25 protein-coding genes and 1 tRNA gene are annotated in these 26351 nt (G+C 66.2%); 14 read left to right on the top strand and 12 right to left on the bottom strand.

What is annotated here, in order from left to right:
• Positions 1-5 precede the first annotated feature (5 nt).
• Positions 6-650, top strand: a complete 645-nt coding sequence (gene rplI, locus DU478_RS05185; RefSeq protein ID WP_114509883.1) for a 50S ribosomal protein L9 — start codon at positions 6-8, stop codon at positions 648-650.
• A 115-nt stretch (positions 651-765) separates the two neighbouring features.
• On the opposite strand, the gene DU478_RS05180 is transcribed toward rplI, so the two are convergent.
• The 5 genes from DU478_RS05180 to DU478_RS05160 form a co-directional block, all read right to left on the bottom strand.
• Entirely contained in the window at positions 766-1887 is a 1122-nt protein-coding gene (locus tag DU478_RS05180) for a sensor histidine kinase (RefSeq protein WP_114509882.1), read from the bottom strand.
• A gap of 194 nt (positions 1888-2081) precedes the next feature.
• The gene (gene tig / locus DU478_RS05175; protein WP_114509881.1) at positions 2082-3419 is read right to left on the bottom strand and encodes a trigger factor; all 1338 of its coding nucleotides are present in this window, start codon (positions 3417-3419) and stop codon (positions 2082-2084) included.
• 213 nt (positions 3420-3632) lie between these two features.
• Positions 3633-3719 (bottom strand) — tRNA-Leu (locus DU478_RS05170).
• A 122-nt stretch (positions 3720-3841) separates the two neighbouring features.
• Positions 3842-4642, bottom strand: a complete 801-nt coding sequence (locus DU478_RS05165; RefSeq protein WP_114509880.1) for a metallophosphoesterase family protein — start codon at positions 4640-4642, stop codon at positions 3842-3844.
• Complete coding sequence (locus DU478_RS05160; protein WP_114509879.1) at positions 4639-5595, bottom strand: diacylglycerol/lipid kinase family protein; 957 nt, start codon at positions 5593-5595, stop codon at positions 4639-4641. Before DU478_RS05160 ends, DU478_RS05165 begins: the two co-directional genes overlap by 4 nt.
• 110 nt (positions 5596-5705) lie before the next feature.
• Between DU478_RS05160 and lipB the strand changes: the two genes are divergently transcribed.
• Positions 5706-6389: a lipoyl(octanoyl) transferase LipB gene (lipB, locus tag DU478_RS05155; protein WP_267897091.1), complete on the top strand. Its 684-nt coding sequence runs from the start codon at positions 5706-5708 to the stop codon at positions 6387-6389.
• A 233-nt stretch (positions 6390-6622) separates the two neighbouring features.
• The gene (locus tag DU478_RS05150; RefSeq protein ID WP_114509877.1) at positions 6623-8509 is read left to right on the top strand and encodes a PhoX family protein; all 1887 of its coding nucleotides are present in this window, start codon (positions 6623-6625) and stop codon (positions 8507-8509) included.
• 111 nt (positions 8510-8620) lie between these two features.
• On the opposite strand, the gene DU478_RS05145 is transcribed toward DU478_RS05150, so the two are convergent.
• Positions 8621-8860 carry a hypothetical protein gene (locus DU478_RS05145; protein WP_114509876.1) on the bottom strand — a complete coding sequence of 80 codons (240 nt, stop codon included), beginning with the start codon at positions 8858-8860 and terminating at the stop codon, positions 8621-8623.
• Positions 8861-9295: 435 nt separating this feature from the next.
• Here DU478_RS05145 and ctaD point away from each other — a divergent pair, with 435 nt between their 5' ends.
• The 4 genes from ctaD (at position 9296) to DU478_RS05125 (ending at position 13710) form a co-directional block, all read left to right on the top strand.
• On the top strand, positions 9296-10969 hold the full coding sequence (ctaD, locus tag DU478_RS05140; protein WP_114509875.1) for a cytochrome c oxidase subunit I: 1674 nt from the start codon (positions 9296-9298) through the stop codon (positions 10967-10969).
• Between the two features lie 169 nt (positions 10970-11138).
• Positions 11139-12197: an alpha/beta hydrolase family protein gene (locus DU478_RS05135; RefSeq protein WP_114509874.1), complete on the top strand. Its 1059-nt coding sequence runs from the start codon at positions 11139-11141 to the stop codon at positions 12195-12197.
• Between the two features lie 84 nt (positions 12198-12281).
• Entirely contained in the window at positions 12282-12788 is a 507-nt protein-coding gene (locus tag DU478_RS05130; protein ID WP_114509873.1) for a DUF2244 domain-containing protein, read from the top strand.
• A 10-nt stretch (positions 12789-12798) separates the two neighbouring features.
• Entirely contained in the window at positions 12799-13710 is a 912-nt protein-coding gene (locus tag DU478_RS05125; protein ID WP_114509872.1) for a glycosyltransferase family protein, read from the top strand.
• Positions 13711-13741: 31 nt separating this feature from the next.
• Here the strand turns inward: DU478_RS05125 and DU478_RS05120 are convergent, their stop codons facing one another.
• A complete protein-coding gene (locus tag DU478_RS05120) occupies positions 13742-14206 on the bottom strand; it encodes a GatB/YqeY domain-containing protein (protein ID WP_114509871.1) in 465 nt (154 codons plus the stop codon).
• 183 nt (positions 14207-14389) lie between these two features.
• Here DU478_RS05120 and carA point away from each other — a divergent pair, with 183 nt between their 5' ends.
• Positions 14390-15550: a glutamine-hydrolyzing carbamoyl-phosphate synthase small subunit gene (gene carA, locus DU478_RS05115; protein ID WP_114509870.1), complete on the top strand. Its 1161-nt coding sequence runs from the start codon at positions 14390-14392 to the stop codon at positions 15548-15550.
• 89 nt (positions 15551-15639) lie between these two features.
• Positions 15640-17535: a glycosyltransferase family 2 protein gene (locus DU478_RS05110; RefSeq protein ID WP_233501117.1), complete on the top strand. Its 1896-nt coding sequence runs from the start codon at positions 15640-15642 to the stop codon at positions 17533-17535.
• Here the strand turns inward: DU478_RS05110 and DU478_RS05105 are convergent.
• Positions 17524-18174 (bottom strand): GntR family transcriptional regulator, encoded by a 651-nt coding sequence (locus DU478_RS05105; RefSeq protein ID WP_114509869.1) that lies wholly within the window; start codon positions 18172-18174, stop codon positions 17524-17526. The two genes, DU478_RS05110 and DU478_RS05105, sit on opposite strands and share 12 nt — an antisense overlap.
• A gap of 103 nt (positions 18175-18277) precedes the next feature.
• Here DU478_RS05105 and DU478_RS05100 point away from each other — a divergent pair, with 103 nt between their 5' ends.
• Both DU478_RS05100 and DU478_RS05095 read left to right on the top strand, forming a co-directional pair.
• Positions 18278-18922 (top strand): pyrimidine 5'-nucleotidase, encoded by a 645-nt coding sequence (locus DU478_RS05100; protein ID WP_114509868.1) that lies wholly within the window; start codon positions 18278-18280, stop codon positions 18920-18922.
• An 81-nt stretch (positions 18923-19003) separates the two neighbouring features.
• Positions 19004-20200: a UbiH/UbiF family hydroxylase gene (locus DU478_RS05095; protein ID WP_114509867.1), complete on the top strand. Its 1197-nt coding sequence runs from the start codon at positions 19004-19006 to the stop codon at positions 20198-20200.
• A gap of 176 nt (positions 20201-20376) precedes the next feature.
• On the opposite strand, the gene DU478_RS05090 is transcribed toward DU478_RS05095, so the two are convergent.
• A complete protein-coding gene (locus DU478_RS05090; protein WP_114509866.1) occupies positions 20377-21501 on the bottom strand; it encodes an aminotransferase class V-fold PLP-dependent enzyme in 1125 nt (374 codons plus the stop codon).
• 214 nt (positions 21502-21715) lie between these two features.
• Here DU478_RS05090 and DU478_RS05085 point away from each other — a divergent pair, with 214 nt between their 5' ends.
• A complete protein-coding gene (locus DU478_RS05085) occupies positions 21716-22852 on the top strand; it encodes a Hint domain-containing protein (RefSeq protein WP_158545739.1) in 1137 nt (378 codons plus the stop codon).
• 3 nt (positions 22853-22855) lie between these two features.
• Here the strand turns inward: DU478_RS05085 and DU478_RS05080 are convergent, their stop codons facing one another.
• Entirely contained in the window at positions 22856-23311 is a 456-nt protein-coding gene (locus DU478_RS05080) for an Lrp/AsnC family transcriptional regulator (RefSeq protein WP_114509864.1), read from the bottom strand.
• Between the two features lie 10 nt (positions 23312-23321).
• Positions 23322-23777 (bottom strand): Lrp/AsnC family transcriptional regulator, encoded by a 456-nt coding sequence (locus DU478_RS05075; RefSeq protein ID WP_114509863.1) that lies wholly within the window; start codon positions 23775-23777, stop codon positions 23322-23324.
• Between the two features lie 133 nt (positions 23778-23910).
• Here DU478_RS05075 and ilvC point away from each other — a divergent pair, with 133 nt between their 5' ends.
• Complete coding sequence (gene ilvC / locus DU478_RS05070; protein WP_114509862.1) at positions 23911-24933, top strand: ketol-acid reductoisomerase; 1023 nt, start codon at positions 23911-23913, stop codon at positions 24931-24933.
• A gap of 55 nt (positions 24934-24988) precedes the next feature.
• On the opposite strand, the gene DU478_RS23095 is transcribed toward ilvC, so the two are convergent.
• Complete coding sequence (locus tag DU478_RS23095) at positions 24989-25141, bottom strand: hypothetical protein (protein WP_199488289.1); 153 nt, start codon at positions 25139-25141, stop codon at positions 24989-24991.
• A gap of 278 nt (positions 25142-25419) precedes the next feature.
• Here DU478_RS23095 and DU478_RS05065 point away from each other — a divergent pair, with 278 nt between their 5' ends.
• Positions 25420-26340, top strand: coding sequence for a DMT family transporter (locus tag DU478_RS05065; protein WP_233501116.1), 921 nt, complete (start codon positions 25420-25422; stop codon positions 26338-26340).
• Positions 26341-26351: the final 11 nt, after the last annotated feature.

The raw sequence follows: 26351 nt of genomic DNA, 5'->3' as shown, positions 1-26351 counted from the left end.
CTGACATGCAAGTGATCCTTCTGGAACGTGTGGCCAAGCTGGGCCAGATGGGCGATGTGGTCGACGTCAAGCCGGGCTTCGCCCGCAACTACCTGCTGCTGCAGGGCAAGGCGCTGACCGCCTCCGAGGCCAATATCAAGCATTTCGAAGCGCAGAAAGCGCAGCTCGAAGCGCGCAACCTCGAGACCCGCAAAGAGGCCGAGGCCCTGGGCGACCGCCTGGGCGGCCAGCAGTTCGTCGTGATTCGTTCCGCCTCCGATGGCGGCAACCTCTACGGCTCCGTCACCACCCGTGACGTGTCCGACACCGCGACCGAGGCCGGCTATTCCATCGACCGCAAGCAGGTTCTGATCCGCACCCCGATCAAGGAACTGGGTCTGCACGAGGTCGAGGTGCACCTGCACCCCGAGGTCATGGTCACCATCGAACTCAACGTCGCCCGCTCGCCCGAAGAGGCCGAGCTTCAGGCGTCGGGCAAGTCGATCCAGGATCTGGCTGCCGAGGAAGAAGCCGCTGCCGAATTCGAGATCGCGGAACTGTTCGACGACATCGGCGCTGCCGCCTCCGACGACCAGGACCTGGCCGAAACCGCCGGTGTCGAATCCGACAGCGCGGACGAGAACGGCTCCGACGACGAAGACAAGAGCTGAGGCAAAGCCTCGCGTTGCGCCTGCGGGCGCGACATGCCGCGCGGGCCCACCCCGCGCGGCTTTTTCATGCCCGGTGAGCGGATGATCCTCCGTTGGCGAGACCCCGCCCGCGCGGTCAGTTCAGCGCCGAATGGGCAACCCCGGACAATGCCGACACCGGGCCCTGCAGCGACAGGCGCAACCCGTCCCGGGCGAAATCCAGCGTCGCTTCGGCCGCGAATGCCTCGGGCAGGACCGATCTCAGGATCGTGCTGCCAAAGCCGGTGCTGCCGGGCGCCGTCACCGCGGGCCCGCCAGTTTCGATCCAGGACAACCGGAAGGCCGCGCCTTCGACGCCCCAACTCAGATACACCTGGCCCTCGAACCCGGCGCTGAGCGCACCGTATTTCGTGGCATTGGTGCCCAGTTCGTGCAGCGCGAGGCTGAGGGCCGTCGTCTGTTCCGGGCCGATTTCGACGTCAGGCCCGCTGAAATGGATGCGCTTGCCTTCGGTCTGGAAGGCGCCAAGCGACTGTTCGGCGATCCGACCCAGCAGACCCTTCGACATCCCCTCTTCCATCAGCAGGTCCTGAGCGCGCACCAGCGCCTGGATCCGCGACTGGATCGACCGGCGCGCCGCTTCCAGATCCTCGGCGCGTCGGAAAGTCTGGTTGATCAGCGCCGACACCAGCGCATAGGCATTACGCGATCGGTGCACCAGTTCCTTGTTGCGCAGTTTTCCAAGCTGTTCGGCGCGCACCTTTGCCGTGGTCTCGATCACCGTGTCCAGAAGCCCGCAGACCTGCCCGTGCTCGTCCCGCACCGGGCTGTAGCAGAAGGTGAAAAACGCGTCCTCGGGCGTGCCGGACCGGTCGATAAGAAGGGGGAAATCCTCGATGAAGGTCGACTCTCCGGCCATCGCCAGATCCATGATCGGCTCGATATCGGCCCGAACTTCGTCCCAGACCTCCAGCCCCGGCTGCCCGACGCAGGGATGCTTGTGGCCCAGGATCGGGACGAAGGCATCGTTGTAGATCATGGTCTTTTCCGGCCCCCAAAAGAGGCATTTGGGAAAATCCGAAGAGATCAGGATGCCGACCGCGATCCGTAAAGCCGAGGGCCACTGCCGGATCGGGCCCAACGGCGTACTGCTCCAGTCATGGCGGGCAATTTCGCCCGCCATGACCCCGTCTCTACGAAGGAAACCCCATTCGGGCGCATCGAAAGCGGTATTGTCGGCGTGTTGCGGTGAGGCCATGCCCTTTGTCTCCGGGTCGTGATCGGCATACCAGCATGTAGGATAATAAGATGCGGCAATAAGTCCAATAATCCATCACACTCTGCTTGAAAATTCGAATCCGTCCCAGTTCGCCGGCCCGCGCCGCGCGCGCGCATCAAAAAGGCCGCCCGTTATGGGGCGGCCTTTTCGGAAAACAGAAGTTAAACAGCGCGTTACGCGTCGTCTTCTTCCAGCGCCTCGACAGCCTTCTGAAGCTCGTCCTTGGACACTTCCTTGTCGGTGACCTCGGCCTGGTCGACGATGTGGTCGATGACCTTGTCCTCGAAGATCGGCGCGCGCATCTGCTGCTGCATCTGCTGATTCTGGCGCACGAAGTCGAAGAACTGGCGTTCCTGGCCCGGGTACTGGCGGGCCTGGTTCATGATCGCCTGGGTCATCTCGGCATCGGTGACCTCGACCTTGGCCTGCTGACCCAGTTCGGCCAGCAGCAGGCCCAGACGCACGCGGCGCTCGGCCAGCGACTTGTGCTCGTCGGTGGGCTCGATCTCGCCGTGGTCGTGGCCCTGATCCTCGGGATGCTCTTCGTGGTAAAGCTGGTGCGCGATCTGCTTGGCCTCGGCCTCGACCAGGCTCGGCGGCAGGTCGAAGCTCACCATGCCATCAAGCGTGTCGAGCAGGTTGCGCTTCATCACCTGGCGCGCGGCGCCCTGGTATTCGGCCTCGAGACGCTCGGCGATCTGCGCCTTGAGCGCGGCAAGGTCCTCGGCGCCGAATTTCTTGGCCAGTTCATCGTCGATTTCCGCCGCAACCGGTTCCTTCACCGCCTTGATGGTGCAGTCGAAGGTCGCCGCCTTGCCCTTGAGGTTCGGTGCGCCGTAATCGTCGGGGAAGCTCACTTCGACCTGCTTTTCCTCGCCGGCCTTGACGCCGACAAGTTGCTCTTCGAAGCCGGGGATGAAGGACCCCGAGCCCAGCACCAGCGGGTAATCCTCGGCCGATCCGCCCTCGAATGCTTCGCCGTCGACCTTGCCGACGAAATCGAACACGACCTGGTCGCCGTCCTTGGCCTTGCTGCCCTTCTTGCGGTCCTTGAAGTCCTGCGCGGTCTCGGCGAGGTTCGCCAGCGCCTCGTCCACCGACGCGTCGTCGGCCTTGACCACCAGACGCTCGACCTTGACGCCCGAAAAGTCCAGCTCGGGCACCTCGGGCAGCGCCTCGTAGGACATTTCGACCTGGACGTCGTCGCCCTCTTTCCAGTCCTCGTTGGTCATCTTGACCTCGGGCTGCATCGCCGGGCGGTCGCCGGATTTCTCGAAATGCTCGGACATGGCGCCGTCGATGCTTTCCTGCATCGCCTCGCCCAGCAGGCGCTGACCGAATTGCTTGCGCAGCAGCGGCAGCGGCACCTTGCCCTTGCGAAAGCCCTTCATCTCGATCTCGGGCTGCGCTTCGCTCAGCTTCTCCACCACCTTCGCGTCCAGTTCGGCTGCGGTGACAGTGATCGCATAGCCGCGCTTCAGACCGTCGTTCAGCGTCTCGGTGACCTGCATTCGTTTCCCCATATCCTTGCGCGGGGCCCCTGCCCCGGCACGTTGAAAATTTGGGGTGTTCTATGCGCCACGCCCTTGGCGTGCAAGGCGTATTCGTGCCGTGCGGTCGGTGACACGCAGTGCCTTGCCAACGGCCTGAGGGCCCTGAAAGGCGTCACAAGCCCCGCTCTTCGCAGGGCGCAGGACAGGGTTCTATCTGCAAAACGGAGAAAATGGTGCGGTCGAGAAGACTCGAACTTCCACGGGAGTTACCCCACAGCGACCTCAACGCTGCGCGTCTACCAATTCCGCCACGACCGCACGTCTTGACTTGGTGGGCCGCGTATAGACGAGGCCTTCGGGGTTGTGAAGAGGAATCTTGCGGCTTTTTCCGCCCCTCCGGCAGAGCGCGGTTTCGCCGCCGCGCGCTGCCTGTCCGGCGCCTAGGGCAAGCCGTTCCAGACCCCGTCGCGCTTCTGGAATCGGCTGCGTGACAGGACGTGAAAATCCGGATCAGCGTCCCTGGTGCCATGGCGTTCGATCGTGACCCGGCCGTCCTGCACGATCAAAAGGTTCAGGTCGTTTGGCTCTCCGCGCAGTCGCGTCGAGAGCCCGGTTCCCGCCTGCACCAGCAGCAACGACCGCATGGCGCGGAACGGCGCCACGCGCCAGGAATGCAGATGCCCGCAGAGCACGATGTCGGCACCGCAATCGCGCAGCGTCTCGAGCCCCCGCGCCGCCCCCTTCATCAGCGTCTTGTTTCCGGCGGCATCGTCATGTTCCGGCGGGTGATGCATCACCACGATCCCGATCTTGTCGCCGGTGCGCTCGCGGCTGAGAAAGCCGCAGGCCCGCCGCAGGCTGGACCGGCGCAGCTTGCCGCGCTGCCAAGCCCAGGGATCGGCGGTGTTGAGCCCGGTCACCACGTGGCTGTCGCCGCTCTGGCAGGGTTCGAGGTCGCTGGCGATGTGCCGCCGGAACCGCCGCCACGGCTTCAGCAGCCGGATGTAGAGGTTGTCGAGCGGCGTGTCGTGATTGCCGGGCACCGCCAGAACCTGCGCCTGCAACCGGTCCATGAACTGTCGGGCCGCGGCGAACTGGTGATTTCGGGCGCGCTGTGTCAGGTCGCCCGAGATCAGCACGAGATCCGGAGCGAGGCCGTTCACATAGGCCACCAGAGGCTCCAGCAATTCCGGCCGGTCACGCCCGAAATGCAGGTCGGACAGATGCACGATGCGACTCATGTCGCGCGTGCGTCCGCCGGCATGATGACGTTCAGCGCCTTTTCGTGCATGACGAACCTGAACGGGCTGCGCAGGCGCATGCGTTCGCCGTCCATGGCCACGGTCTGCATCGGCTTCGACGTGGCGATCTCGATCTCCTTGCCGCAGATCAGCTCGAAATCGCGCTCGGGCACCATCCCTTTGCCCGCCAGCCGCAAGGCGCGCAGAAGCAGTTCCATCCGCGTACAATCCGGAGCGAGGTACAGGGCGAATTCGCCGCGGCGCACGCAATCCGCCCCGGCCAGGCCGAAATGTTCAAGCTGGTAGGCGCTGCGCCCGACGAAGGCGAGCGGCGTCTTGGTGCGCAACTCGCGGTCCTGCATCCGCACCGCCATACGCACCGGCGACCTGAAGGACAGGAAGGTCACCAGCACCGACCAATGCGCCGCGATCCGGCTGCGGCCCCAGCGCTTGTAGGTGCCTTCGCGTTCGCGCAGCACCTGGGGATAGATGCCCAGGCTGGCGTTGTTGAGAAAGATCTGCCCGTTGACCTCGCCCACCGGCATAGCCTTCGCCTCACCGGTGGCGATCAGGTCGATCGCCTCTTCGACATCTTCGGGAATGCCCAGCCCGCGCGCGACGAAGTTGAAGGTACCAAGAGCGATGATCCCCATGCGCCGCTCGCTGTGCGCCAGCTGCCCCGCGACACCGGCGATGGTGCCGTCGCCGCCCGCGGCGACGATGGTGCCGAACCCGTCCTTCATCGCCCTCCGGCAGGCATCCGCAAGCCCCTGCCCGCGGTCGAGCATCCGCAGTTCGAACCGGCCAGGGTAGCGGTCAAAGGCCACCTGCATGCGCTCGGCCTGCTCGGACTTGTCATCCTTGCCGGAGGCTGCGTTCATCAGGACGCAGATGCGGTTGTCGGTCAACGGCGGCGGCGCCTTGAGGCCGTTGTCACGCGGTGGGTTTCCCATGAGGATCCTTTGACGCCCAAAGCGTCGAAAAAGAGGTTGCAGAGGACGCTTGGTCACTGGGCCGTCAACGTACCAAGCGACCTCCCGGTTCCCTTGCGAAGCCGCCGCATCTGGCGCAGAAGAGGCGCGAAAGGCGGGACGACATGGTGGAATGGCGACAGGACGACGGGCTGACGGATTACGACGCGGCGCTGGCCTTCATGGAGACGCGCGCGGCACAGATCGCCGCGGGCACGGCGCCGGAATGCATCTGGCTGCTGGAACATCCGCCGCTTTACACCGCCGGCACCTCCGCCGATCCGGCCGATCTGCGCGATCCCGACCGCTTTCCGGTGCACATGACCCGGCGCGGCGGACAGTACACCTACCACGGCCCCGGCCAGCGCGTGGCCTACGTGATGCTCGATGTCGGCAAGCGCGGCCATGACGTGCGCCGCTTCGTGCAACAGCTCGAATCCTGGGTGATCGCGGCGCTGGCCGAGTTCAACGTCACCGGCCATATCCGCGAGGGCCGGGTCGGCGTCTGGGTCGAACGCGACGACAAGCCGCGGACCGCCACCGGCGCCAGGGCAGAGGACAAGATCGCCGCCATCGGAATCCGCCTGCGCAAATGGGTGAGCTTTCACGGCCTGTCGATCAACGTGGAGCCGGATCTCGCGCATTTCGACGGCATCGTGCCCTGCGGCATCACCGAACACGGCGTCACCAGCCTCGTCGACCTCGGCTTGCCGGTGGCCATGGAGGACGTGGACGTCGCCCTGCGCCGCAGCTTCGGCACCGTCTTCGGCGACTGAACCGAGAACTCCCCCTCCCCTTCTTCGGTTTAAAATAACCCTCAGAGAGCACGAGAGACAGCGTCTCTCGTATCGCCCATAGGCGATCCGGCAACGCGCCCGGACCGGGCCCCCTGGACACGTTCCCGCGAGTGTCACAAAACTCTTACCCGGCGGTCGCAGATCTGTTGCCGGCGCGGTCTAGCGAAGGCCCGACACGCTGTCATCTAGCCAGACATCACGGAGACCGAGCGATGAAAGACACCGATACCCGTCACCTCAGCTGGGACGAATGGGACGAACTCAAGAACCCGCGCCCCGAAGGCTGCGAATTCGACGCCGTCGTCGAACGCGCGCTGTCGCGCCGCGGCTTTCTGCGCGGCGTACTGGCCTTCGGGTCGGGCGCCGCTGTGATGGGCGCCGGCACGCTGATGGGCACGACCTCCGCCCGCGCGCAGGCCGCCGCCAGCCGCCTCGGCTTCACCCCGATCCAGGCCTTCACCGATTCGACCGTGCACGTGCCCGAGGGCTACGAATGGTCGACCCTGGCGCGCTGGGGCGATCCGCTGTTTTCGGACGCCGCCCCCTTCGATCCCGAAACCGGCGTCGACCTTGCCTCGTCCGACAAGGTATTCGGCGAGAACACCGACGGTATGGAGCTTTTCACCGTGGACGGCCGCCAGCTGATCGCGGTGAACCATGAGTACGTGAACCCCGACATCAACCTGCCGCAGACCGGAGGCGACGTCACCTCGGCCGAGGATGCGCAGAAGCTGATGAACCTGCAGGGCGTCACGGTGATGGAAGTGGCCGAAGGCGACGGCGGCTGGACCATCGTGGTCGACAGCCCCTACAACCGCCGCATCCATCACAACACGCCGATGCGCCTGTCCGGGCCCGCCGCCGGGTCCGACCTGCTCAAGACCAACGCCGATCCCACCGGCACGGAAAGCCTCGGCACCTTCAACAACTGCGGCGCCGGCAAGACGCCCTGGGGCACGTACCTCACCTGCGAAGAGAACTTCAACGGCTACTTCGGCTCCACCGATCCCGAGGCCAGCCTGCCCGAAGACTATGACCGCTACGGCATCGGTCTCGAATCGCGCTACGCCTACGAACAGTACGACGCGCGCTTCGACGTGAGCCAGACCCCCAACGAACCCTACCGCGCCGGCTACGTGGTCGAGATCGACCCCGCCGATCCGCAATCGACGCCCGTGAAGCGCACCGCCCTGGGCCGGTTCAAGCACGAGAACGCCGCCTGCGCCATCGCTCCGGACGGCCGCGTGGTGGTCTACATGGGTGACGACGAACGCGGCGAGTTCCTCTACAAGTTCGTTTCGTCCGGCGTCTATGCCGCCGGCGGCGGCACCTCGACCCTGCTGGACGAGGGCACGCTCTATGCCGCGGTCTTCAACGACGACGGCACCGGCACCTGGGCGGCGCTCACCGAAGAGTCGACCGGCATGACCACGCCCGAGATCCACGTCTTCACCCGCATGGCCGCCTCCAAGGTCGGCGCCACCACCATGGACCGTCCCGAATGGGTCGCGGTCAACCCGGTGTCGGTCGAAGGCTATTGCGCGCTCACCAACAACTCCAAGCGCGGCGTTGCGCCCAATGCCGGCGGCGACGAGACGCCGGTGGGCGGCCCGAACCCGCGCGAAGCCAACGAATACGGCCAGATCGTGCGGTGGTATCCGGCGGACGACAATCATGCCTCCGAAAGCTTCGAATGGGATCTCTATGTCATGGCGGGCAACCCGACCGTGCATGACGACGCCTATGCCGGCTCTGAAAACGTCAACGCGGGCAATCTCTTCAACTCGCCCGACGGCATGATGTTCGACACCAAGGGCCTGCTCTGGATCCAGACCGACGGCGACGACAGCAACGAAGGCGACTTCGCCGGCATGGGCAACAACCAGATGCTGGTGGGCGACCCTGCGACGGGCGTGATCGAGCGTTTCATGACCGGCCCGAAGGGCTCCGAGGTCACCGGCATCACCTGGTCGTCGGATCTGCGCACGCTCTTTGCCGGCATCCAGCATCCCGACGCGCCCTTCCCGGATGGCGACGGTGTGCTGGCCCGCTCCTCGATCGTCGCGATCAAACGCAGTGACGGCGGCCTCGTCGGTTAAGACGGCTGCAGCGTCGACATCCGAACCGGGACGTTTGCGCGTCCCGGTTTTTCATTTTGACCACAGGCTTTTGACGGCTGGCCGCGTCGGCCAATGCCGCGCAGTTCGCGATTATCCCTCGCGGCAGCCGAACACGTGAAAGGCGATTTCTTCGCGGCGCAGCCCGCGCTTCTCCAGCTCCGCATCGCTGAGCGAGCGCAAGTCGTCCAGCTGGTCCGCGATCTCGGCGCTGCGTTGGTCGAACGGTGTCTCGATCAGGCGTTTCAGAAGACCCCGGAATGAGGGGCGCCCGGCTTTCGCCCGACGGCGGGCACTACGCGCAAAATTCCCGTTCAGCTCAAAATAGGCCATGGGTGCGTCTCCGTAAAATGGTTTTGCCGATGCATCGGCTTTCAATGAACACGGTACTCATACCGCGCGCGCGGTCGCCGTCAAAGTCATGAATTCACGACCTGTCCTTTTCGACAGGCGAGAAATTGCCCGCAAAGCAACCACCAGCGGGGCCCCTGCCAAAAAAACGGGCAGATGGTGCCCACCAGAAGGAGACCTACGGGTCGAATCGCGCGCCCCGGTCCGACGGCGCCCCAAGGCCGCTTCCGGCATGCCCTCAGACAAAGGTCGCACCTCAGCCGGTCAAATGTCCCGCCCTGCGACAATAATGTGCTGGATGCGTCATATCGGGTCATTGCCGCTCGGCGCGGTTGTCCTTAAAACGGAGGCAGGGAACACATCGGGCCCGTGCGATATGTTGCGCGCCCCGATCACACACAACAGCTGGAGGCACATATGGCAGACGCTGCCGTTCACGGCCACGAACACCATGACGAGCGCGGTTTCTTCACCCGCTGGTTCATGTCCACGAACCACAAGGACATCGGGATTCTCTACCTGATCGTTTCGGCCTTCGTGGGCTTTGTCTCGGTGGCCTTCACCGTCTACATGCGTCTGGAGCTCATGGAGCCCGGCGTGCAGTACATGTGCATGGAAGGCGCGCGGATGACCGCGGCGGCGGCCGGCGAATGTACACCCAACGGCCACCTCTGGAACGTGCTGATCACCGGCCACGGCATCCTGATGATGTTCTTCGTGGTGATTCCGGCGCTGTTCGGGGGCTTCGGCAACTACTTCATGCCGCTGCAGATCGGCGCCCCGGACATGGCGTTCCCGCGGATGAACAACCTGTCGTTCTGGCTCTATGTCGCGGGCTCCACGCTCGCGATCTGCTCGGTCTTCTCGCCCGGCGGCAACGGCCAGCTCGGTTCCGGCGTGGGCTGGGTGCTCTATCCGCCGCTCTCGGTGCGCGAAGGCGGCATGTCCATGGACCTCGCCATCTTTGCCGTGCACGTCTCGGGCGCGTCGTCGATCCTCGGTGCGATCAACATGATCACCACGTTCCTGAACATGCGGGCCCCGGGCATGACGCTCTTCAAGGTGCCGCTGTTCAGCTGGTCGATCTTCGTGACCTCCTGGCTCATCCTGCTGTCGCTGCCGGTTCTGGCGGGTGCCATCACCATGCTGCTCACCGACCGCAACTTCGGGACGACCTTTTTCGATCCGTCGGGCGGCGGCGATCCGGTGCTCTACCAGCACATCCTGTGGTTCTTCGGCCATCCGGAAGTGTACATCGTGATCCTGCCCGGCTTCGGCATCATCAGCCACGTCATCGCCACCTTCAGCCGCAAGCCGGTCTTCGGCTACCTGCCGATGGTCTGGGCGCTGATCGCCATCGGGGCTCTGGGCTTCGTCGTGTGGGCGCACCACATGTACACCGTCGGCATGTCGCTGACACAGCAGTCCTACTTCATGCTGGCGACAATGGTCATCGCGGTTCCGACGGGGGTGAAAATCTTCTCGTGGATCGCGACCATGTGGGGCGGCTCGATCGAGTTCAAGACGCCGATGCTCTGGGCCTTCGGGTTCCTGTTCCTCTTCACCGTGGGCGGCGTGACCGGCATCGTGCTCAGCCAGGCCGGCATCGACCGCGCCTACCATGACACCTACTATGTCGTGGCGCACTTCCACTACGTGATGAGCCTGGGGGCCGTGTTCGCGATCTTCGCGGGGATATACTTCTACTTCCCCAAGATGACCGGCCGGATGTATCCGGAATGGGCGGGCAAGCTGCACTTCTGGGCCTTCTTCATCGGTGCCAACATCACCTTCTTCCCGCAGCACTTCCTGGGCCGCCAGGGCATGCCGCGCCGCTACATCGACTATCCGGAGGCCTTCGCCACCTGGAACTACGTGTCGAGCTGGGGTGCCTTCCTGTCCTTCGCGTCCTTCCTGTTCTTCTTCGGTGTCATGGCCTATGCACTGCGCTCCGGTCCCCGGGTCACGCAGAACAACCCGTGGAACGAATATGCGGACACGCTGGAATGGACCCTGCCCTCGCCGCCGCCCGAGCACACGTTCGAGCAGCTGCCGAAGCGCGAAGACTGGGACAAGGGTCACGCGCACTAAGCGCCGCCCGATCCGGCAGACCGAAAGGCCCCGCCATGTGCGGGGCCTTTTTTGTCCGGCCCTGCGCAGGCCGCGGCGCGCTTGCACGGGCCAGCCTGTCACCTGCCGGTTGCAATCTGCCCGCAGACTGGCGCAACTGGGTGCAGACGCCAAAGCCGAAAGAGCCCGCATGACCCCGATCCGTTTCCTCCGCACATCCGGCGCTGTCCTGACCGCCCTCGCCCTGTCGCTGCCGCTCGCGGCGGCGGCCGAAATCGCTGGCGTCAGCACACTGACCGCCCCTTCGGCGGAACGCGGCACCGACCTCGACGTCACGGTCTGGTATCCCGCCGGGTCTGGCGGAACGTCGACCAGCCTTGGCGACAGCATCTTTTTCCAAGGGACGGACTCCCTGCGCGAGGCCGAGGTTGCGGAAGGACCCTTTCCGCTGATCCTGCTATCGCACGGCGCGGGCCTCGGCGGGCGTCCCGAAGCGGCAGCCTGGCTTGCGGCGCCGCTCGCCGCGCGCGGTTTCGTCGTCGCCGCCCCCCGGCATCCCGGCAACACCGGCCCCGACCGGTCAGCGGCGAAGACGATGAAGCTCTGGCTGCGGCCTTCGGACCTGTCGGCGACGCTGGATGCCGTGACACGCGACCCGGAGATCGGCCCGCATCTGGACGCAGACCGCATCGGCGTCCTCGGCCTGTCCATGGGCGGCAATTCCGCGCTCCTGCTGGCCGGCGCCCGGCTCGACCCGGAGCGGCTGGCAGGCTACTGCGACGCGCCCGAGCGCAACCTGTCGCTTTGTGCCTGGGTGCGGCAGAGCGGTGTCGACCTTCACGCCCTCGACCGCGAGGCCGCCGGTGGCGACCGCGGCGATCCGCGTGTCACCTTCGCCATGGCGCTCGATCCGGCGCCCGCGGACATCTTTGACCCCGCGTCCTTCGGCGGCATCGGGATCGGTGTCGCGCTGATCAACCTCGGCGCGCTTGCGGACAGCCCGGACACCGTTCATGCGGATGCCATCGCCGCGGCGATTCCCGATGCCACGCACCGGGTCATCGAGGGCGCAAGCCACGACGCGATGTTCCCGCTCTGCAAACCCGGCGCCGCAGAGATCGCGCTGGACGAAGGGATCGAGGATCCGATCTGCTCCGATCCCGGCGGGAGGACACGCGCCGAGATCCACCGCGAGATCCTCGACCTCGTGGCGGCGACCTTCGGGCGAGCCTTGCAAGAGGCCGACTAAGCCGGTCCGAGGCGCCTCGTTGCCCCGAACCCCTGCGGCAAAAACCCGGTTCGACAGCGCGCGTGAGGGTGCTAAAACCACCCCATGCCATATGACTGGACCCATCCCACTTCCGCCCCGCGCCAGGAACTGCGCCTCTGGCCGCACCAGTCGCTGCCGCCGCAGGGCTTCGCGGCCTTCATCCTCGGCCTGTTCTCGCTGGCGATGATTCCGCTTTACGCGATGCTGGGCACGGTGTTGCTCTGGGGGCTGCTGCCCTTCGTGCTGGCGATGGTCGCCGGGACCTATTATGCGCTGCGGCGCAACGGACGTGACCGGCAGATCCTCGAGGTGCTGACGCTGACGCCCGAGGAACTGCGCCTCGTGCGCCACAACCCGCGCGGGGCCGATCAGGAATGGCAGTGCAACACCTACTGGGCCAAGCTGGCGCTGCATCCCGACGGTGGGCCGGTGCCCTTCTACGTGACCCTGTCGGGTGCGGGCCGCGAGGTCGAGATCGGCGCCTTCCTGTCCGAGGACGAGCGCAAGGCGCTCTATTCCGACCTCTCGGACCGGCTGCGCATCGCCTCGGCCAGCGGCGTGCAGCCGTGAAGGCCTCCTGATGGCCCAGGCCCCTGCCGCGCCCAAGCTCAAACGCGCCGCCCTGCTGGCCGCCACCGCCGTGGTCGGACCCCGGCTGGCGCGCAACGGGGAGGCGCTGATACCCTCCGAACGCGCGGCGCTGAACCTGCGCGCGGCCCGCCCCCGCGGCGCGCGCCCGCGGGCAAAGGGCGTGACCTTCCTCATCCCGCTGGTGGGGCCGGAGCACGTGTCGGACTGGCAGGCGGTGACGGACCGGCTGGCCACGACGATGCAAGGCTTTCTGGACCAGACCGACCCCAACTGGCGGGCGGTGATCTGCTGTCAGCGCAGACCGCCCCTGCCCGACGATCCGCGCATCACCCACCTGCACTTCGACGATCCGACACCGGGCAACGACAAGTGGCGCAAGCTTGCGGCGCTCTGCGACCACCTCGGCGCGCTGAACCTCGCGCCCGGCTACGTGATGAGCTTCGACGCCGACGACCTGTTGCACCGCGACGCGGTGGCCGAGATGCTGGCGCGGCAGGACCCCGGCGGCTATCTCGTGCAAAGCGGCTACGTCATGAACCACGCCACCGGCCAGATCGCCCTGGCCGGTCCGCCGACGCCCGCGCTGCCCCTGCGCAAGCCGTTCTGGAAGCTCTGCGGCTCCTGTGCCGCGCCGTTCCACGACCCCGCCCTGCCGGAAAGCGCGGCCTTCCTGCGGGCGATGACCGCGCATGAACACCGGATGTTTCCCTACCTCGCGCGGCTCGCAGGCGCGCCGCTGCGCCCGATGTCGCGTCCGGCGGTGCTTTACGTGCTGAACCACGGGGAGAATTTCGGCGCGCGTCGGGGACGCGTCGGGTTCAAGACCCGCTTCGTCACGCGCTTTGCGGTCACGGACCCCGCGACGCTAAACGCCATCGCCGCAGAATTCCCGGCGCCCTGACCAACCCTGTGCGGACGAACTGCCGCCCGGATCAGGCGTTCGCCAGCCGTTCCTTGACCATCGGGCCGACTGTGGCGAAATCCATCTGGCCGGTGTAGCGCGACTTCAGCGCGCCCATCACCCGGCCCATGTCGCGGATCGAGTCGGCACCGACCTCGGCCACCGCCGCATCGACGGCTTCGCGGACTTCCTTGTCCGACAGCTTGCGCGGCAGAAACTCCTCGATCACGGTGATTTCCTCGAGTTCACGCTCCGCGAGGTCCAGACGCCCGCCCTCTTCGTAGGTCTTGGCGCTTTCGCGGCGCTGCTTGACCATCTTCTCGAGGATGCGCAGCACCTCGTCATCGCCGACGCCGTCGTCGTTGCCGTCGGCGCGCGCCGCGATGTCGCGATCCTTGATGGCGGCGTTGATCAGCCGCAGCGTCGACAGGCGGTCCGCCGCCTTGTCCCGCATCGCCTGCTTCATCGCCGTATTGATCCGTGCCCGCAGTTCCATCCGATCCCCATCCTTGATGTGTGCGCGAGATTGGACCCTACTCAAAAGCTCCCCCCTGCGCAACCTGCGCTGAACAAGGCCAACTCATTGATTTCAATGAATAACACAAAAACGCAGGCCCCTTGACCCGCCGTCGCCCAACCCTTAGGTACAGACAGATTTCGCGCCAGAGAGGAAACGCCCATGCCCGGTCCGGACAGCCCCAAGCCCACCGCCTGCCTTGCCTTGGCCGATGGCACGATCTTCTACGGCACCGGCTTCGGTGCCAGGGGCGACACGGTGGCCGAACTGTGTTTCAACACCGCCATGAGCGGCTACCAGGAGATCATGACCGACCCGTCCTACGCCGGCCAGATCGTGACCTTCACCTTCCCGCATATCGGCAATGTCGGGGTGAACCCGGATGACGACGAAACCGGCGACCCGGTGGCGGCGGGCATGGTGGTCAAGTGGATGCCGACGCAAAGCTCCAACTGGCGCGCGGTGCAGGAGCTGGGCGACTGGCTGGCGGCGCGCGGGCGCATCGCCATCGGCGGCATCGACACCCGCCGCCTGACCCGGGCGATCCGCCAGCAGGGCGCGCCGCATGTGGCGCTGAGCCACGATCCCGACGGCAATTTCGACATCGACGCGCTGGTCAAGAAGGCGCGCGCCTTTCCGGGCCTGACAGGCCTAGACCTCGCCCGCGACGTCACCTGTGCGCAAAGCTATAGCTGGGACGAGATGCGGTGGGCCTGGCCCGCGGGCTACACCCGGCAGACGGAGCCCAGGCACAAGGTCGTCGCCATCGACTACGGCGCCAAGCGCAACATCCTGCGCTGTCTTGCCTCGGCGGGCTGCGACGTTACCGTGATGCCCGCCACCGCCACCGCCGAAGAGGTGCTGGCGCGCAATCCCGACGGCGTGTTCCTGTCCAACGGCCCGGGCGATCCGGCCGCGACGGGTGCCTATGCCGTGCCGATGATCCAGGGCCTGCTGGACAAGCCCGATCTGCCGATCTTCGGCATCTGCCTCGGACACCAGATGCTGGCGCTGGCGCTGGGTGCCCGGACGATCAAGATGAACCACGGCCACCACGGCGCCAACCATCCGGTCAAGGAGGTCGAGACCGGCAAGGTCGAGATCACCTCGATGAACCACGGCTTCGCGGTGGACAGCCAGACCCTGCCCACCGGCGTTCTGGAAACCCATGTGTCGCTCTTCGACGGGTCGAACTGCGGCATCCGCATGTCCGACCGGCCGGTCTTCTCGGTCCAGCACCATCCCGAGGCCAGCCCCGGCCCGCAGGACAGCTTCTACCTGTTCCAGCGCTTCGCGGAATCGATGGACCGCGTCCCGGCCTGACCCCGGCTGCCAGACAGGTTCGCCACGGTTTAAGACTCCGTTAACCACGCGCACGGCATGCTGATCCTGTCGCTGACAGGGGATTCGCCATGCGCACCGCCCGCTTGCATCATGACGACGCCTTTCGCGCCGTGCCGGGCGCGCGGGGCCAGCCCTTGGGGCGCATTCTCATCGATATGGGTGCACTCAGTGCGGCGGACGCGCTGAGTGCACTGTCCGCGGCGCAGGACACCGGTGCGCCGATCGACCGCGTGATCCGGGCAGAGGCGCTGGCCAGCCCCGAGGCGGTTTTGCACGCACAAAGCCTGCACTGGGGCGCTGCGCGGCTTGATCCTCGAACGACTCCGCCCGACGACAGGCTTGAGGGCCTGCTGCCTTTGCACCTGTGCCTCCGCGAAGGCATCCTGCCCTGGACGCGCATCGGCGATGCCCTTGTGATCGCCACCTGCCAGCCTGCGGCGTTCGACGACCTGCGCCAGCGGCTGCCCAACACGCTCGGCCCGGTGATCATGGGGCTGGCCGCCGAGGCGGATATTCAGGACATCCTCGCCGCCCGCCATGGCGCGACGCTTTGCCGCGCCGCCGAAAGCTGCGTCGCAGATGCCGAAAGCTGTCGAGATATCAACAAGTTGACACCGGTGCGCGCGGCCCTCGGCGGGACCTTCGCGCTGCTGTGCCTCGGGCTGCTGGCTGCCGCTCCGCAGATTTTCTTCACCGGGGTGCTGGCGCTCGCGGTGATCTCCCTCCTCTGTGCGCAGGGTCTCAAGATCGCCGCATTGGCCAGCGGGGTCGCGCGGCGTCCCGATCCCGACCCGGCGCCGGTCGTCCCGCTGCCCAGCGTCACGCTCCTGGTGCCGCTCTTTCAGGAGGATGCCATCGCCACTGCGCTGGTCGAACGGCTGTCCCGCCTCGATTATCCCCGCGCCCTGCTCGACGTCCTCCTGATCCTCGAAGCCGGCGATGCCCAGACCCGCGCCGTGCTGGCGAAGGCCGACCTGCCCCCCTGGATGCGCGTGGTCGAGGTGCCGCCGGGCACCGTCACCACCAAGCCGCGGGCGCTGAACTATGCCCTGCGCTTTTCCCGGGGCGAGATCGTGGGCATCTACGATGCGGAAGACGCGCCCGCACCGGACCAGTTGCACATGATCGCCGGCCATTTCAGCCGCGCGCCCCCCAGGGTCGCCTGTCTTCAGGGCATCCTCGATTTCTACAACCCCCGCGCCAACTGGCTGGCGCGCTGTTTCGCCATCGAATACGCCATGTGGTTCCGCATCCTGCTGCCCGGTATCGCACGCCTCGGCTTTGCGGTCCCGCTGGGCGGCACCACGGTGTTCTTCCGTCGAGACGCTCTTGAACAGGTCGGCTGCTGGGATGCCCACAACGTCACCGAGGATGCCGACCTTGGCATTCGACTGGCGCGCTACGGCTACCGCACCGAACTGGTGCCCACCGTCACCCGTGAAGAGGCGAACGCCCGTGCCTGGCCCTGGGTCAAGCAACGCTCGCGCTGGCTCAAGGGCTACATGCTCACCTACCTTGTCCACATGCGCAGCCCCGCCCGGCTGTGGCGCGACATCGGGACCCGCGGCTTTGTCGGCGTGCAGCTGCTGTTCCTGACCACCCTCCTGCAATTCACCCTCGCCCCGGTACTCTGGAGCTTCTGGCTGCTGCCTCTGGGCCTGCCGCACCCCGCCTCGGGCGTGCTGGACCCGGTCCTGATGACGGCGCTCTTCACGCTGTTCCTGAGTTGCGAAGCGGTGTCGGTCCTCATCGGCATCGCAGCGGTGTCGCGCAGCCCGCACAGAGGGCTCTTGATATGGGTACCGACGCTGCTGTTCTATTTTCCGCTGGGCACGCTGGCCGCCTACAAGGGCCTGTCCGAGATTGCCCTGCGCCCGTTCTACTGGGACAAGACCCGGCACGGCTGGTCGCAGCCCGACGCACCGGTTCAGGTAAAATCTGAAGACCCCCGCCTAGACGGCTGACTTCGAATGCGAATCCAGTTTCAGCCGCGTCACGAAGGCGACCGAGATATGGTCCCTCAAGGCGCTGTATGCGGCGTGTTCATCGCGCTTTGAAATCGCGTCGACGATGGCCTGGTGTTCGGCCAGCGCGATCTCTCCGCGCCCCTGCGCCGCCAGCGACGTGGTCGCCATCAGCGCCATCGACCGGTGCACGAGATCGAGCTGCTGCACCAGGTAGCGGTTGTGCGAGGCAAGGTGGATCTGCTTGTGAAACCGCCGGTTCGCCCGCGCCAGCGCCGACGGGTCCGACAGCAGCGCGCGGTCTTCCTCGACCATGTCGCGCAGCACCTGCACCTCTTCCTCCGTGGCATGCCGCGCCGCCAGCCGCGCCGCCAGCCCCTCGAGCTCGGTGCGCACCACGTAAAGTTCGGCCATCTGGTTGTGGTCCAGCGACGCCACGATCAGCGACCGCCCGTCCCGCGTCAGCAACGACTGCGTCTCAAGCCTTTGCAGCGCCTCGCGGATCGGCGTGCGCGACACTCCGAAGCGGTCCGCGAGGTCGCTTTCCACGAGCCGATCGCCGGGGCGAAAGGTGCCCACGTCGATCGCGTCGAGGATCAACGTATAAGCATCCTTCTGTTGTGGCTTGATCTGGTTCATGCGGCGCTCCCCCCAATGTCCCGACACGATAGACGCAGGCCCCGCCCCCTAGCAAGCAAGCAGCGCCATTGCCCCGGCCCCCGCGCCGGTCTAGGGATCGCGCATGGAAAAACCGGCTTTCGATCACGTGCGTCACTGGGTCTTCGACCTCGACAACACGCTCTACCCGCCAGCCGTGCGGCTATTCGACCAGATCGAAGTCCGCATGACCGACTTCGTGATGCAGGCGCTCGATGTCGACCGCGCTCGCGCCGATCACCTGCGCCTGCACTACTGGCGCACCTACGGCACCACGCTTGCTGGCCTGATGCGCGAGCACGGCGTCGACCCGGCGCCCTACCTGCTGGAGGTGCACGACATCTCTTTCGACGTGCTCGAGCCCGATCCGCGGCTCGCCGCGCTGATCGCGGGCTTGCCGGGTCGCAAGATCGTCTACACCAACGGCACCGCGCCCTACGCGGCGCAGGTGCTCAAGGCGCGCGGGCTCGAGGCGGCCTTCGACGCGATTTACGGCGTCGAACACGCGGATTTCGCCCCCAAACCTGAACGTGCCGCCTTTGAAAGGGTGTTCACCCGCGACGGCACCGACACCGCCCGCGCCGCGATGTTCGAGGACGATGCGCGCAACCTCGCGGCGCCCCATTCCATGGGGATGCGCACCGTGCACGTCGCACCGCTGGCGGAACCGGCCGATCACATCCACCACCACACCGACGACCTCACGGCCTTCCTGGCACGCCTGACCTGACCCCCTGCGGCGCTTTGGCCAAGCCCACCCCCTGTGCAGCGGAGCACCGGCGGGCTAAGTCTTCGCTCAAAGGAGATTAGGATGGATTTCGACATCGTCATCTCGGGCGGCGGCATCGCCGGTCTGACCGCGGCGGCGGCCTTCGGCGCCGAGGGGTTCCGCGTGCTCTGCGTCGACCCTGCCCCGCCCATCACCGACCGCGCGGCCGCGGGCGCCGACCTGCGCAGCACCGCTTTCCTGCAACCGGCCCGCGATTTGCTGACCGAGGCGGGCCTCTGGCCGCGTCTCGAAAGCCACGCCATGGCGCTGCAGGTGATGCGCATCGTCGATGCCGGCGGAACCGGAGACACGGCACCCGTCGCCCACGATTTCGACGCCGCCGACATTTCGCAGCAGCCGTTCGGCTGGAACCTGCCCAACTGGCTGCTGCGGCGCGAGCTTTCGGCGCATCTCGCCGACCTGCCCAATGTGGACTACCGCCCCGGCACCGCCACCACGACGCTCTTCACCCGCGCCGCGGAGGCGCGCGTCGGTCTCAGCGACGGCAACCGCGTGCGCACCCGGCTGGTGATCGCCGCCGACGGGCGCAACTCGCCGATGCGGCAGGCGGCAGGCATCGGCGTCCGGACCACGCGCTACGGACAGAAGGCGCTGGCCTTCGCCGTCACCCATGCCGAACCGCATCACAACGTCTCGACAGAGATCCACCGCAGCGGCGGCCCCTTCACGCTGGTGCCGCTGCCCGATCACGAAGGCCGACCCAGCTCGGCCGTGGTCTGGATGGAGAAAGGTCCCAAGGCGCAGGCGCTGATGGCGCTCGCCCCCGCCGATTTCGAGGCGGCGATGACAGATCGCTCCGGCGGCCTCTACGGTCCGCTGGCGCTTGCCTCGCAGCGCACGATCTGGCCGATCATCTCGCAACATGCCGAGCATCTGGCCGGTGAGCGGCTGGCGCTGGTTGCCGAGGCCGCGCATGTGCTGCCCCCGATCGGTGCACAGGGGCTCAACATGAGCCTCGCGGACCTGCGCACGCTCCGCGACCTCGCCCGCACCAGCCCAGAAGGGATCGGCGATACGCAGATGCTCGCCGCCTACGAACGCGCACGGATGCCCGACATCCGCACCCGCATCGCCGGGATCGATCTGCTGAACCGCGCCTCGATGCAATCCGACCCGCTCCTGCGCGCCGCCCGCGCCATGGGCCTCGACGCGCTGCACCGGCTCACCCCGGTGCGCAAGACGCTCATGCAGCTGGGCCTCGGCGCCAGGTCCTCCTGACCCGCCCGCCGCGCACCGCCGGTATCGGCGCACCGAAAACCACCCGCCCAAACGGCCGGTCCCCTCTCGGCGCCTGCCCCGCGCCCCTTCATCTTGCCAATAAACCTCCGGGGGGTCTGGGGGGCTGGCCCCCCAGTTGCCCTGCGGTCTGGGGGTTAACCCCGCTATCCGAGCGATCAGAATACCTTGTCGATCACCCGCTTCAGCCGCGCCACGGTACCATGCACGTCATAAAGCTTGTCGAGACCGAAGAGCCCCAGCCGGAAGGTGCTGAACCCCGCCGGTTCGTCGCATTGCAGCGGCACGCCGGCGGCAATCTGCATGCCGTGTGCGGCAAAGGCGCGGCCCGACTGCACCTCCGGGTCGTCGGTGTAGCTTACTACCACGCCCGGCGCACCGAAGCCCTCTGCGGCGACCGACCCCACGCCCTTATCCGCCAGCATCGCGCGGACTGCATCGCCCAGCGCCCACTGCGCCTCGCGCAGCCGGTCGAAGCCATAGTCGCGCGTCTCGATCATCGTGTCGCGGAAGGCGCGCAGACCGTCCGTCGGCATGGTGGCATGATAGGCATGGCCACCGTTTTCATAGGCGGTCATGATCTGGTGCCATTTCTTCAGATCGACGGCAAAGCTGTTGGACGCCGTGCCCTCCATCCGCTGGACCGCGCGTTCCGACAGCATCACCAGCCCGGCCGAGGGCGTCGCCGACCAGCCCTTCTGCGGCGCCGAGATCAGCACGTCGACGCCGGTGGCACCCATGTCCACCCAGGCGCAGCCGCTGGCGATGCAGTCGAGCACCATCAGCGCGCCAACCTCGTGCGCGGCCTCGGCCAGCGCGGTGACGTAGGCATCGGGCAGGATGATGCCGGCGCTCGTCTCCACATGCGGGGCAAAGACCACGTCCGGCTTCACCTCGCGGATGCGCGCCGTGACCTCGTCGATGGGCGCCGGTGCAAAGGGCGCCTGGGCGCTATTGCCGGTCTGGCGGGCCTTCATCACCGTGGTTTCGCCGCCGAACCTGCCGGCATCGAAGATCTGGCTCCAGCGGTAGGAGAACCAGCCGTTGCGCACCACCAGAACCGACGCGTCCTGGCCGAACTGCCGCGCCACCGCCTCCATCCCGTAGGTGCCGCCGCCGGGCACCAGCACCACCGCATCGGCCTTGTAGACCTCTTTCAACATGCCCGAGATATCGGTCATCACCTGCTGAAAGCTCTTCGACATGTGGTTGAGCGACCGGTCCGTGAAGACCACCGAAAATTCGTCGAGCCCCACAGGGTCAACCTGATCCAGCAATGCCATCGTGCATCCTCCTCTTGTTGCCCCTGTCCTACCCGCCGCGCGCGGCTTTGGCAAAGCGGATCGACGCGCGCGAGCCTGTCGTTTCGCCGTCACACCGGGAAACCTGATGCAGGAAGGGATTCCCTTTTGAAGAAAATGACTTAAAACTGTCTCAAATGCGGCAAAAATGCGCCGCGCCGGGGCAACGACCCCAGAACGCAGGCAAAGAGCAGTCATGCCGCAGACCGAGCTTTTGCTTTTCGGGAACAACATTCTCGACGGAGCAAACGTCAATACCCGCTCGAACGGCGGGTTCGAGAACGAGGGCATCGCCCGGATCCGCAACGGCGAGATGCCGTTCGAGGCGGATGATATCGTCGTCGTCCTGGTCGAGAACGCCACCGACACGCTCGAGGTCAACGGAAGCAGCCGCATCGTCGGAATCCGCGTCTATGACAACGCGACGGATTACTTCAACGAAACCGCGCTGTACACCTACGCGCCGCAAAACCCGGGCCAGTATGCCAACATCCAGTCCGACGTCAGCGGCCTCGGCGACCAGTACCTGCGGTTCAACGCCAACGTGCTACGCTCGGACGATCCGGGGGCCCCGCGGATCAACCAGCTGCTGCTGGTCGCCGGGCAGGACCTATCGGGCGTGGCCAACAACGGCGAAACGCTGGTGATCGACCGGGTGTCGGATATCGATTACAACGGAAACAGCACGATCGAGGGCAGTACCACGGAAGACGGCAACGGCTGGTTCAACACCGAGAACAACCTCTACGTCACCCAAGGCATCGTGCCGCCGATCTGCTACGTCCGCGGCACGCTGATCGAAACGCCGAACGGGCCGCGTTTCATCGAGACGCTGAAGGAAGGCGACCTGGTCACGACGCTGGACCACGGCCCGCAGCCGATCCGCTGGATCGGCCGTCGGCGCCTGCCGGGCACCGGGATCAACGCGCCGGTGCGCATCCGCGCGGGCGCGCTCGGCAATGTGCGCGACCTCTGGGTATCGGCCAATCACCGGATGCTGCTGCGCGGCGCAGCGGCCGAACTTCTGTTCGGCCAGGCCGAGGTGCTGGTCGCGGCAAAGCATCTGGTCAACGACGACAGCATCCGCATCGTCCCGCGCGCCGAGGTCGAATACATCCACTTCCTCTGCGACGATCACCAGATCGTCTTTGCCGAGGCCTGCCCCTCCGAATCGCTCTACCCCGGCCCGCAGACCCTGCGCAGCACCTGCGACACGGCCCGCGCCGAGATCCTGCGGCTCTTTCCGGAGCTTGAGGCAACCGAAACCACCGGCGCGCTGTCGCGCTACGCCCTCACCCGGCGCGAGGCGCAGGTGATGCGAAAAGCCGGGTAGACCTCAGATCGGTCCGGGGCGCCGTTCCTCGGTCAGAAGCACGTTGGCATCGACATTGCCCACGCCGGGCAGCGTCATGATCCGCCGCCGCAGCACCCGTTCGAAATCCGAGATGTCGCGCGCCACCACCCGCAGGCGGTAGTCGTACATGCCCAGCACATGCTCCACGGTCTGCACCTCGGGGATGGCGCCCACGGCGCGTTCGAAATCGTCGAGACCGACCCGGCCCTTGGTGGCCAGCTTGATGCCCAGGAAGACCGTCACGCCGAACCCCAGCGCCTCGCGGTCCAGGTCCAGCCGCAACCCGCGGAATACGCCCGCGGCGCGCAGACGCGCAATGCGCCGCCAGGCGGCGGGCTGCGACAGGCCCAGCCTGCGTCCCAGCGCACCCGCGCTTTGCGTCGCATCCTCGGCCAGGGCCGCCACCAGCGCCCGGTCGGTGTCGTCCATAGGGATCATGGCGCCACTCTCATAGCGGCAGGGTCTCGTCGGTCTTGAGCCGCGCGACATGCATCAGCGCCTCGATATCGGTGATGTGCGGCAGGGTCAGCACCCGGTCGCGGTAGACCTGCTGGTAATGCGGCATGTCCCGCGCGATCACCGACAGGCGCACATCGACCTGGCCCAGGAAGGTCTGGATCTCGATCACTTCGGGCACCGCGCGCGCGCCTTCGATGAAATCGTCGAAGGCGCGGCCCTGGGTCTTGTCGAGCGTGATGCGCAAGGACACCTCGACCTCGTAGCCGAGCGCGGGCCAGTTGATCACCCCGCGCACCCCGCGCAGGACACCCGCAGAGCGCATCCGGTCCAGCCGCCGCGCCAGGGTCGACGACGTGACCCCGGCCCGTTCGGCCAGGTCCGCCGCAGGCATCTCGGGTTCCGCCTGCATGTGCCGCAGAATGCGCCTGTCGCTGTCATCGAGCATGAAATTTTCCTTCTTTCGGCTCTGAGCGAATGATTTCACCGCAATTAGCCGAAATATCCTGAAGAACGCAAACATTCTCCGGATGCTGCGGCTATGGTGCCGCCAGAACAAGAACCCAAGGAAGGATCCGACCATGCGCGTGTATTACGACCGCGATTGCGACATCAACCTCATCAAGGACAAGAAGGTGGCCATCCTCGGCTACGGCAGCCAGGGCCATGCCCATGCGCTGAACCTGCGCGACTCCGGCGCCAAGAACGTCGTCGTGGCGCTGCGCGACGGCTCCCCCTCTGCCGCCAAGGCCGAAGGCGAGGGCCTCAAGGTCATGGGCATCGCCGAAGCGGCGGCCTGGTGCGACCTGATCATGTTCACCATGCCCGACGAGTTGCAGGCCGAGACCTACAAGAAATACGTGCACGACAACCTGCGCGAAGGGTCGGCCATCGCCTTTGCCCACGGTCTCAACGTGCACTTCGGCCTGATCGAGCCCAAGCCCGGCGTCGACGTGCTGATGATGGCGCCCAAGGGTCCGGGCCACACCGTGCGCGGCGAATACACCAAGGGCGGCGGCGTGCCCTGCCTCGTGGCGGTCGAGAACGACGCGTCGGGCAAGGCGCTGGAAATCGGCCTGTCCTACTGCTCCGCCATCGGCGGCGGCCGCTCGGGCATCATCAAGACCAACTTCCGTCAGGAATGTGAAACCGACCTCTTCGGCGAACAGGCCGTGCTCTGCGGCGGTCTCGTCGAACTCATCCGCATGGGCTTCGAAACCCTGGTCGAGGCCGGCTACGAGCCCGAGATGGCCTATTTCGAATGCCTTCACGAGGTGAAGCTGATCGTGGACCTGATCTACGAAGGCGGCATCGCGAACATGAACTACTCGATCTCGAACACCGCCGAATACGGCGAATACGTCAGCGGCCCGCGCATCCTGCCCTACGACGAAACCAAGAAGCGCATGAAAGAAGTGCTGTCGGACATCCAGACCGGCAAGTTCGTGCGCGATTTCATGCAGGAAAACGCCGTCGGCCAGCCGATGTTCAAGGCCACACGCCGTCTGAACGACGAGCACCAGATCGAGCAGGTCGGGGAAAAGCTGCGCGGCATGATGCCGTGGATCTCGGCCGGCAAGATGGTCGACAAAGCAAAGAACTGAGCCAAAAAGAAGGACCCCGGCGCTGCGCCGGGGTCCTTTGCATTTCCAACATCACTTACTTCGAAGGGCCGTCCGCAGCCAGGCTGCTTTTCGGTGCCTCGGCGCTCGCCAGACGCTTTTCGGTGTCGTGCTTGCTTTTGATCGCCATCACGATGACGGCGAACATGGTCATGAGTGCCAGAACCGGCACGATGAAAAAGAAATCCATGGGTGTCTCCTCTCGCGTTTCAGCAACGGAAACACCCCGCGAGAGCCCCGGTTCCCCAAGGTCACGCGAACGTGGTCAAAGACGCAGGCGTTACATGTCGTCCTTGAGTTGCAGCACGCACCATGCGAGCAGGGCCAGAAGAATGACGATCGGCAGAATATAGAACATCGGAAGCTCTCCCTTATTATGAAATCAAATCTAGCGGAAAGCCCCGGCGGCGCAAGTCGCGGTGCCGCTTGTGAAGCCCGCCGTTTCGGCATCTGCCGAATGTCTGCTGAATGACCGGGCAAACAGCACCCGAGATCACGGCCCGCAGCTGGCTGATGGTGCTCACCCTCGGGCTTGTCTGGGGGGCGACCTTTCTCGTCATCGAACTGGCGCTTGCGGGCGTGACGCCGCTCTGGCTTGCGGCCTTCCGCATCACCTTTGCCATGCTGTTGACGCTGGCGATCTGGGGGCTGCGCGGCTTTCGCCTCTTTCTGACCGACGCCCGCCCCTGGGGCACGCTTGCGGCCATCGGCGCGCTCAGTTCTGCGGTGCCGTTCATGGCACTGAGCTGGGGGCAGCAATACGTGACCAGCGGTTTCGCCGGGGTGTCCATGGCGGCGGTGGCGCTGATGGTGCTGCCGCTTGCGCATTTTTTCGTGCCAGGGGAGCGGATGCACCTGCGCCGCGCTGTGGGGTTCGCCATCGGCTTTGTTGGCGTGGTGGTGCTGATCGGCGGCCAGGCCTTCGTGTCCTCGGGCGCGGTGCAGGAGCCGTTGGGCCGTCTGGCCTGCCTGTCTGCGGCGGCCTGCTACGCGGTGAGCTCTGTAACCATGCGCCGCCTGCCGCCCATCGACCCGATCGGCCTTGCCGCAATGCCACTGATTTTCGGCGCGGCGATCGTGCTCCCTGCCGCCTGGGCAGTCGAAGGTCCGCCGCCCCTGCCCGGCCCGCAGACACTGGCGGTGCTGGCATTTCTCGGGCTGGTCCCCACGGCGGGTGCGAACCTGTTGCGGGTGCTGGTGATCCGGTCAGCGGGGCCGGTGTTCATGTCGCTGACAAATTACCAGGTGCCGCTCTGGTCGGTGCTGCTGGGCGTGGTGTTCCTGGGCGAACCGGCGGGCGCGAGCCTGCTGGTCGCGCTGGTGCTGATTCTGGCGGGCGTCCTGCTCAGCCAGTGGGGCGCGCTGATGCGGCTCTTCGGCCGCGGTTGACGCGCCGCGGT

Origin of the sequence: Thalassococcus profundi (assembly GCF_003344785.1) — a bacterium.
Lineage (GTDB): Bacteria > Pseudomonadota > Alphaproteobacteria > Rhodobacterales > Rhodobacteraceae > Puniceibacterium > Puniceibacterium profundi.
Note: the sequence above shows the minus strand (reverse complement) of the source record. Positions and strands in the feature narration are given on the sequence as shown.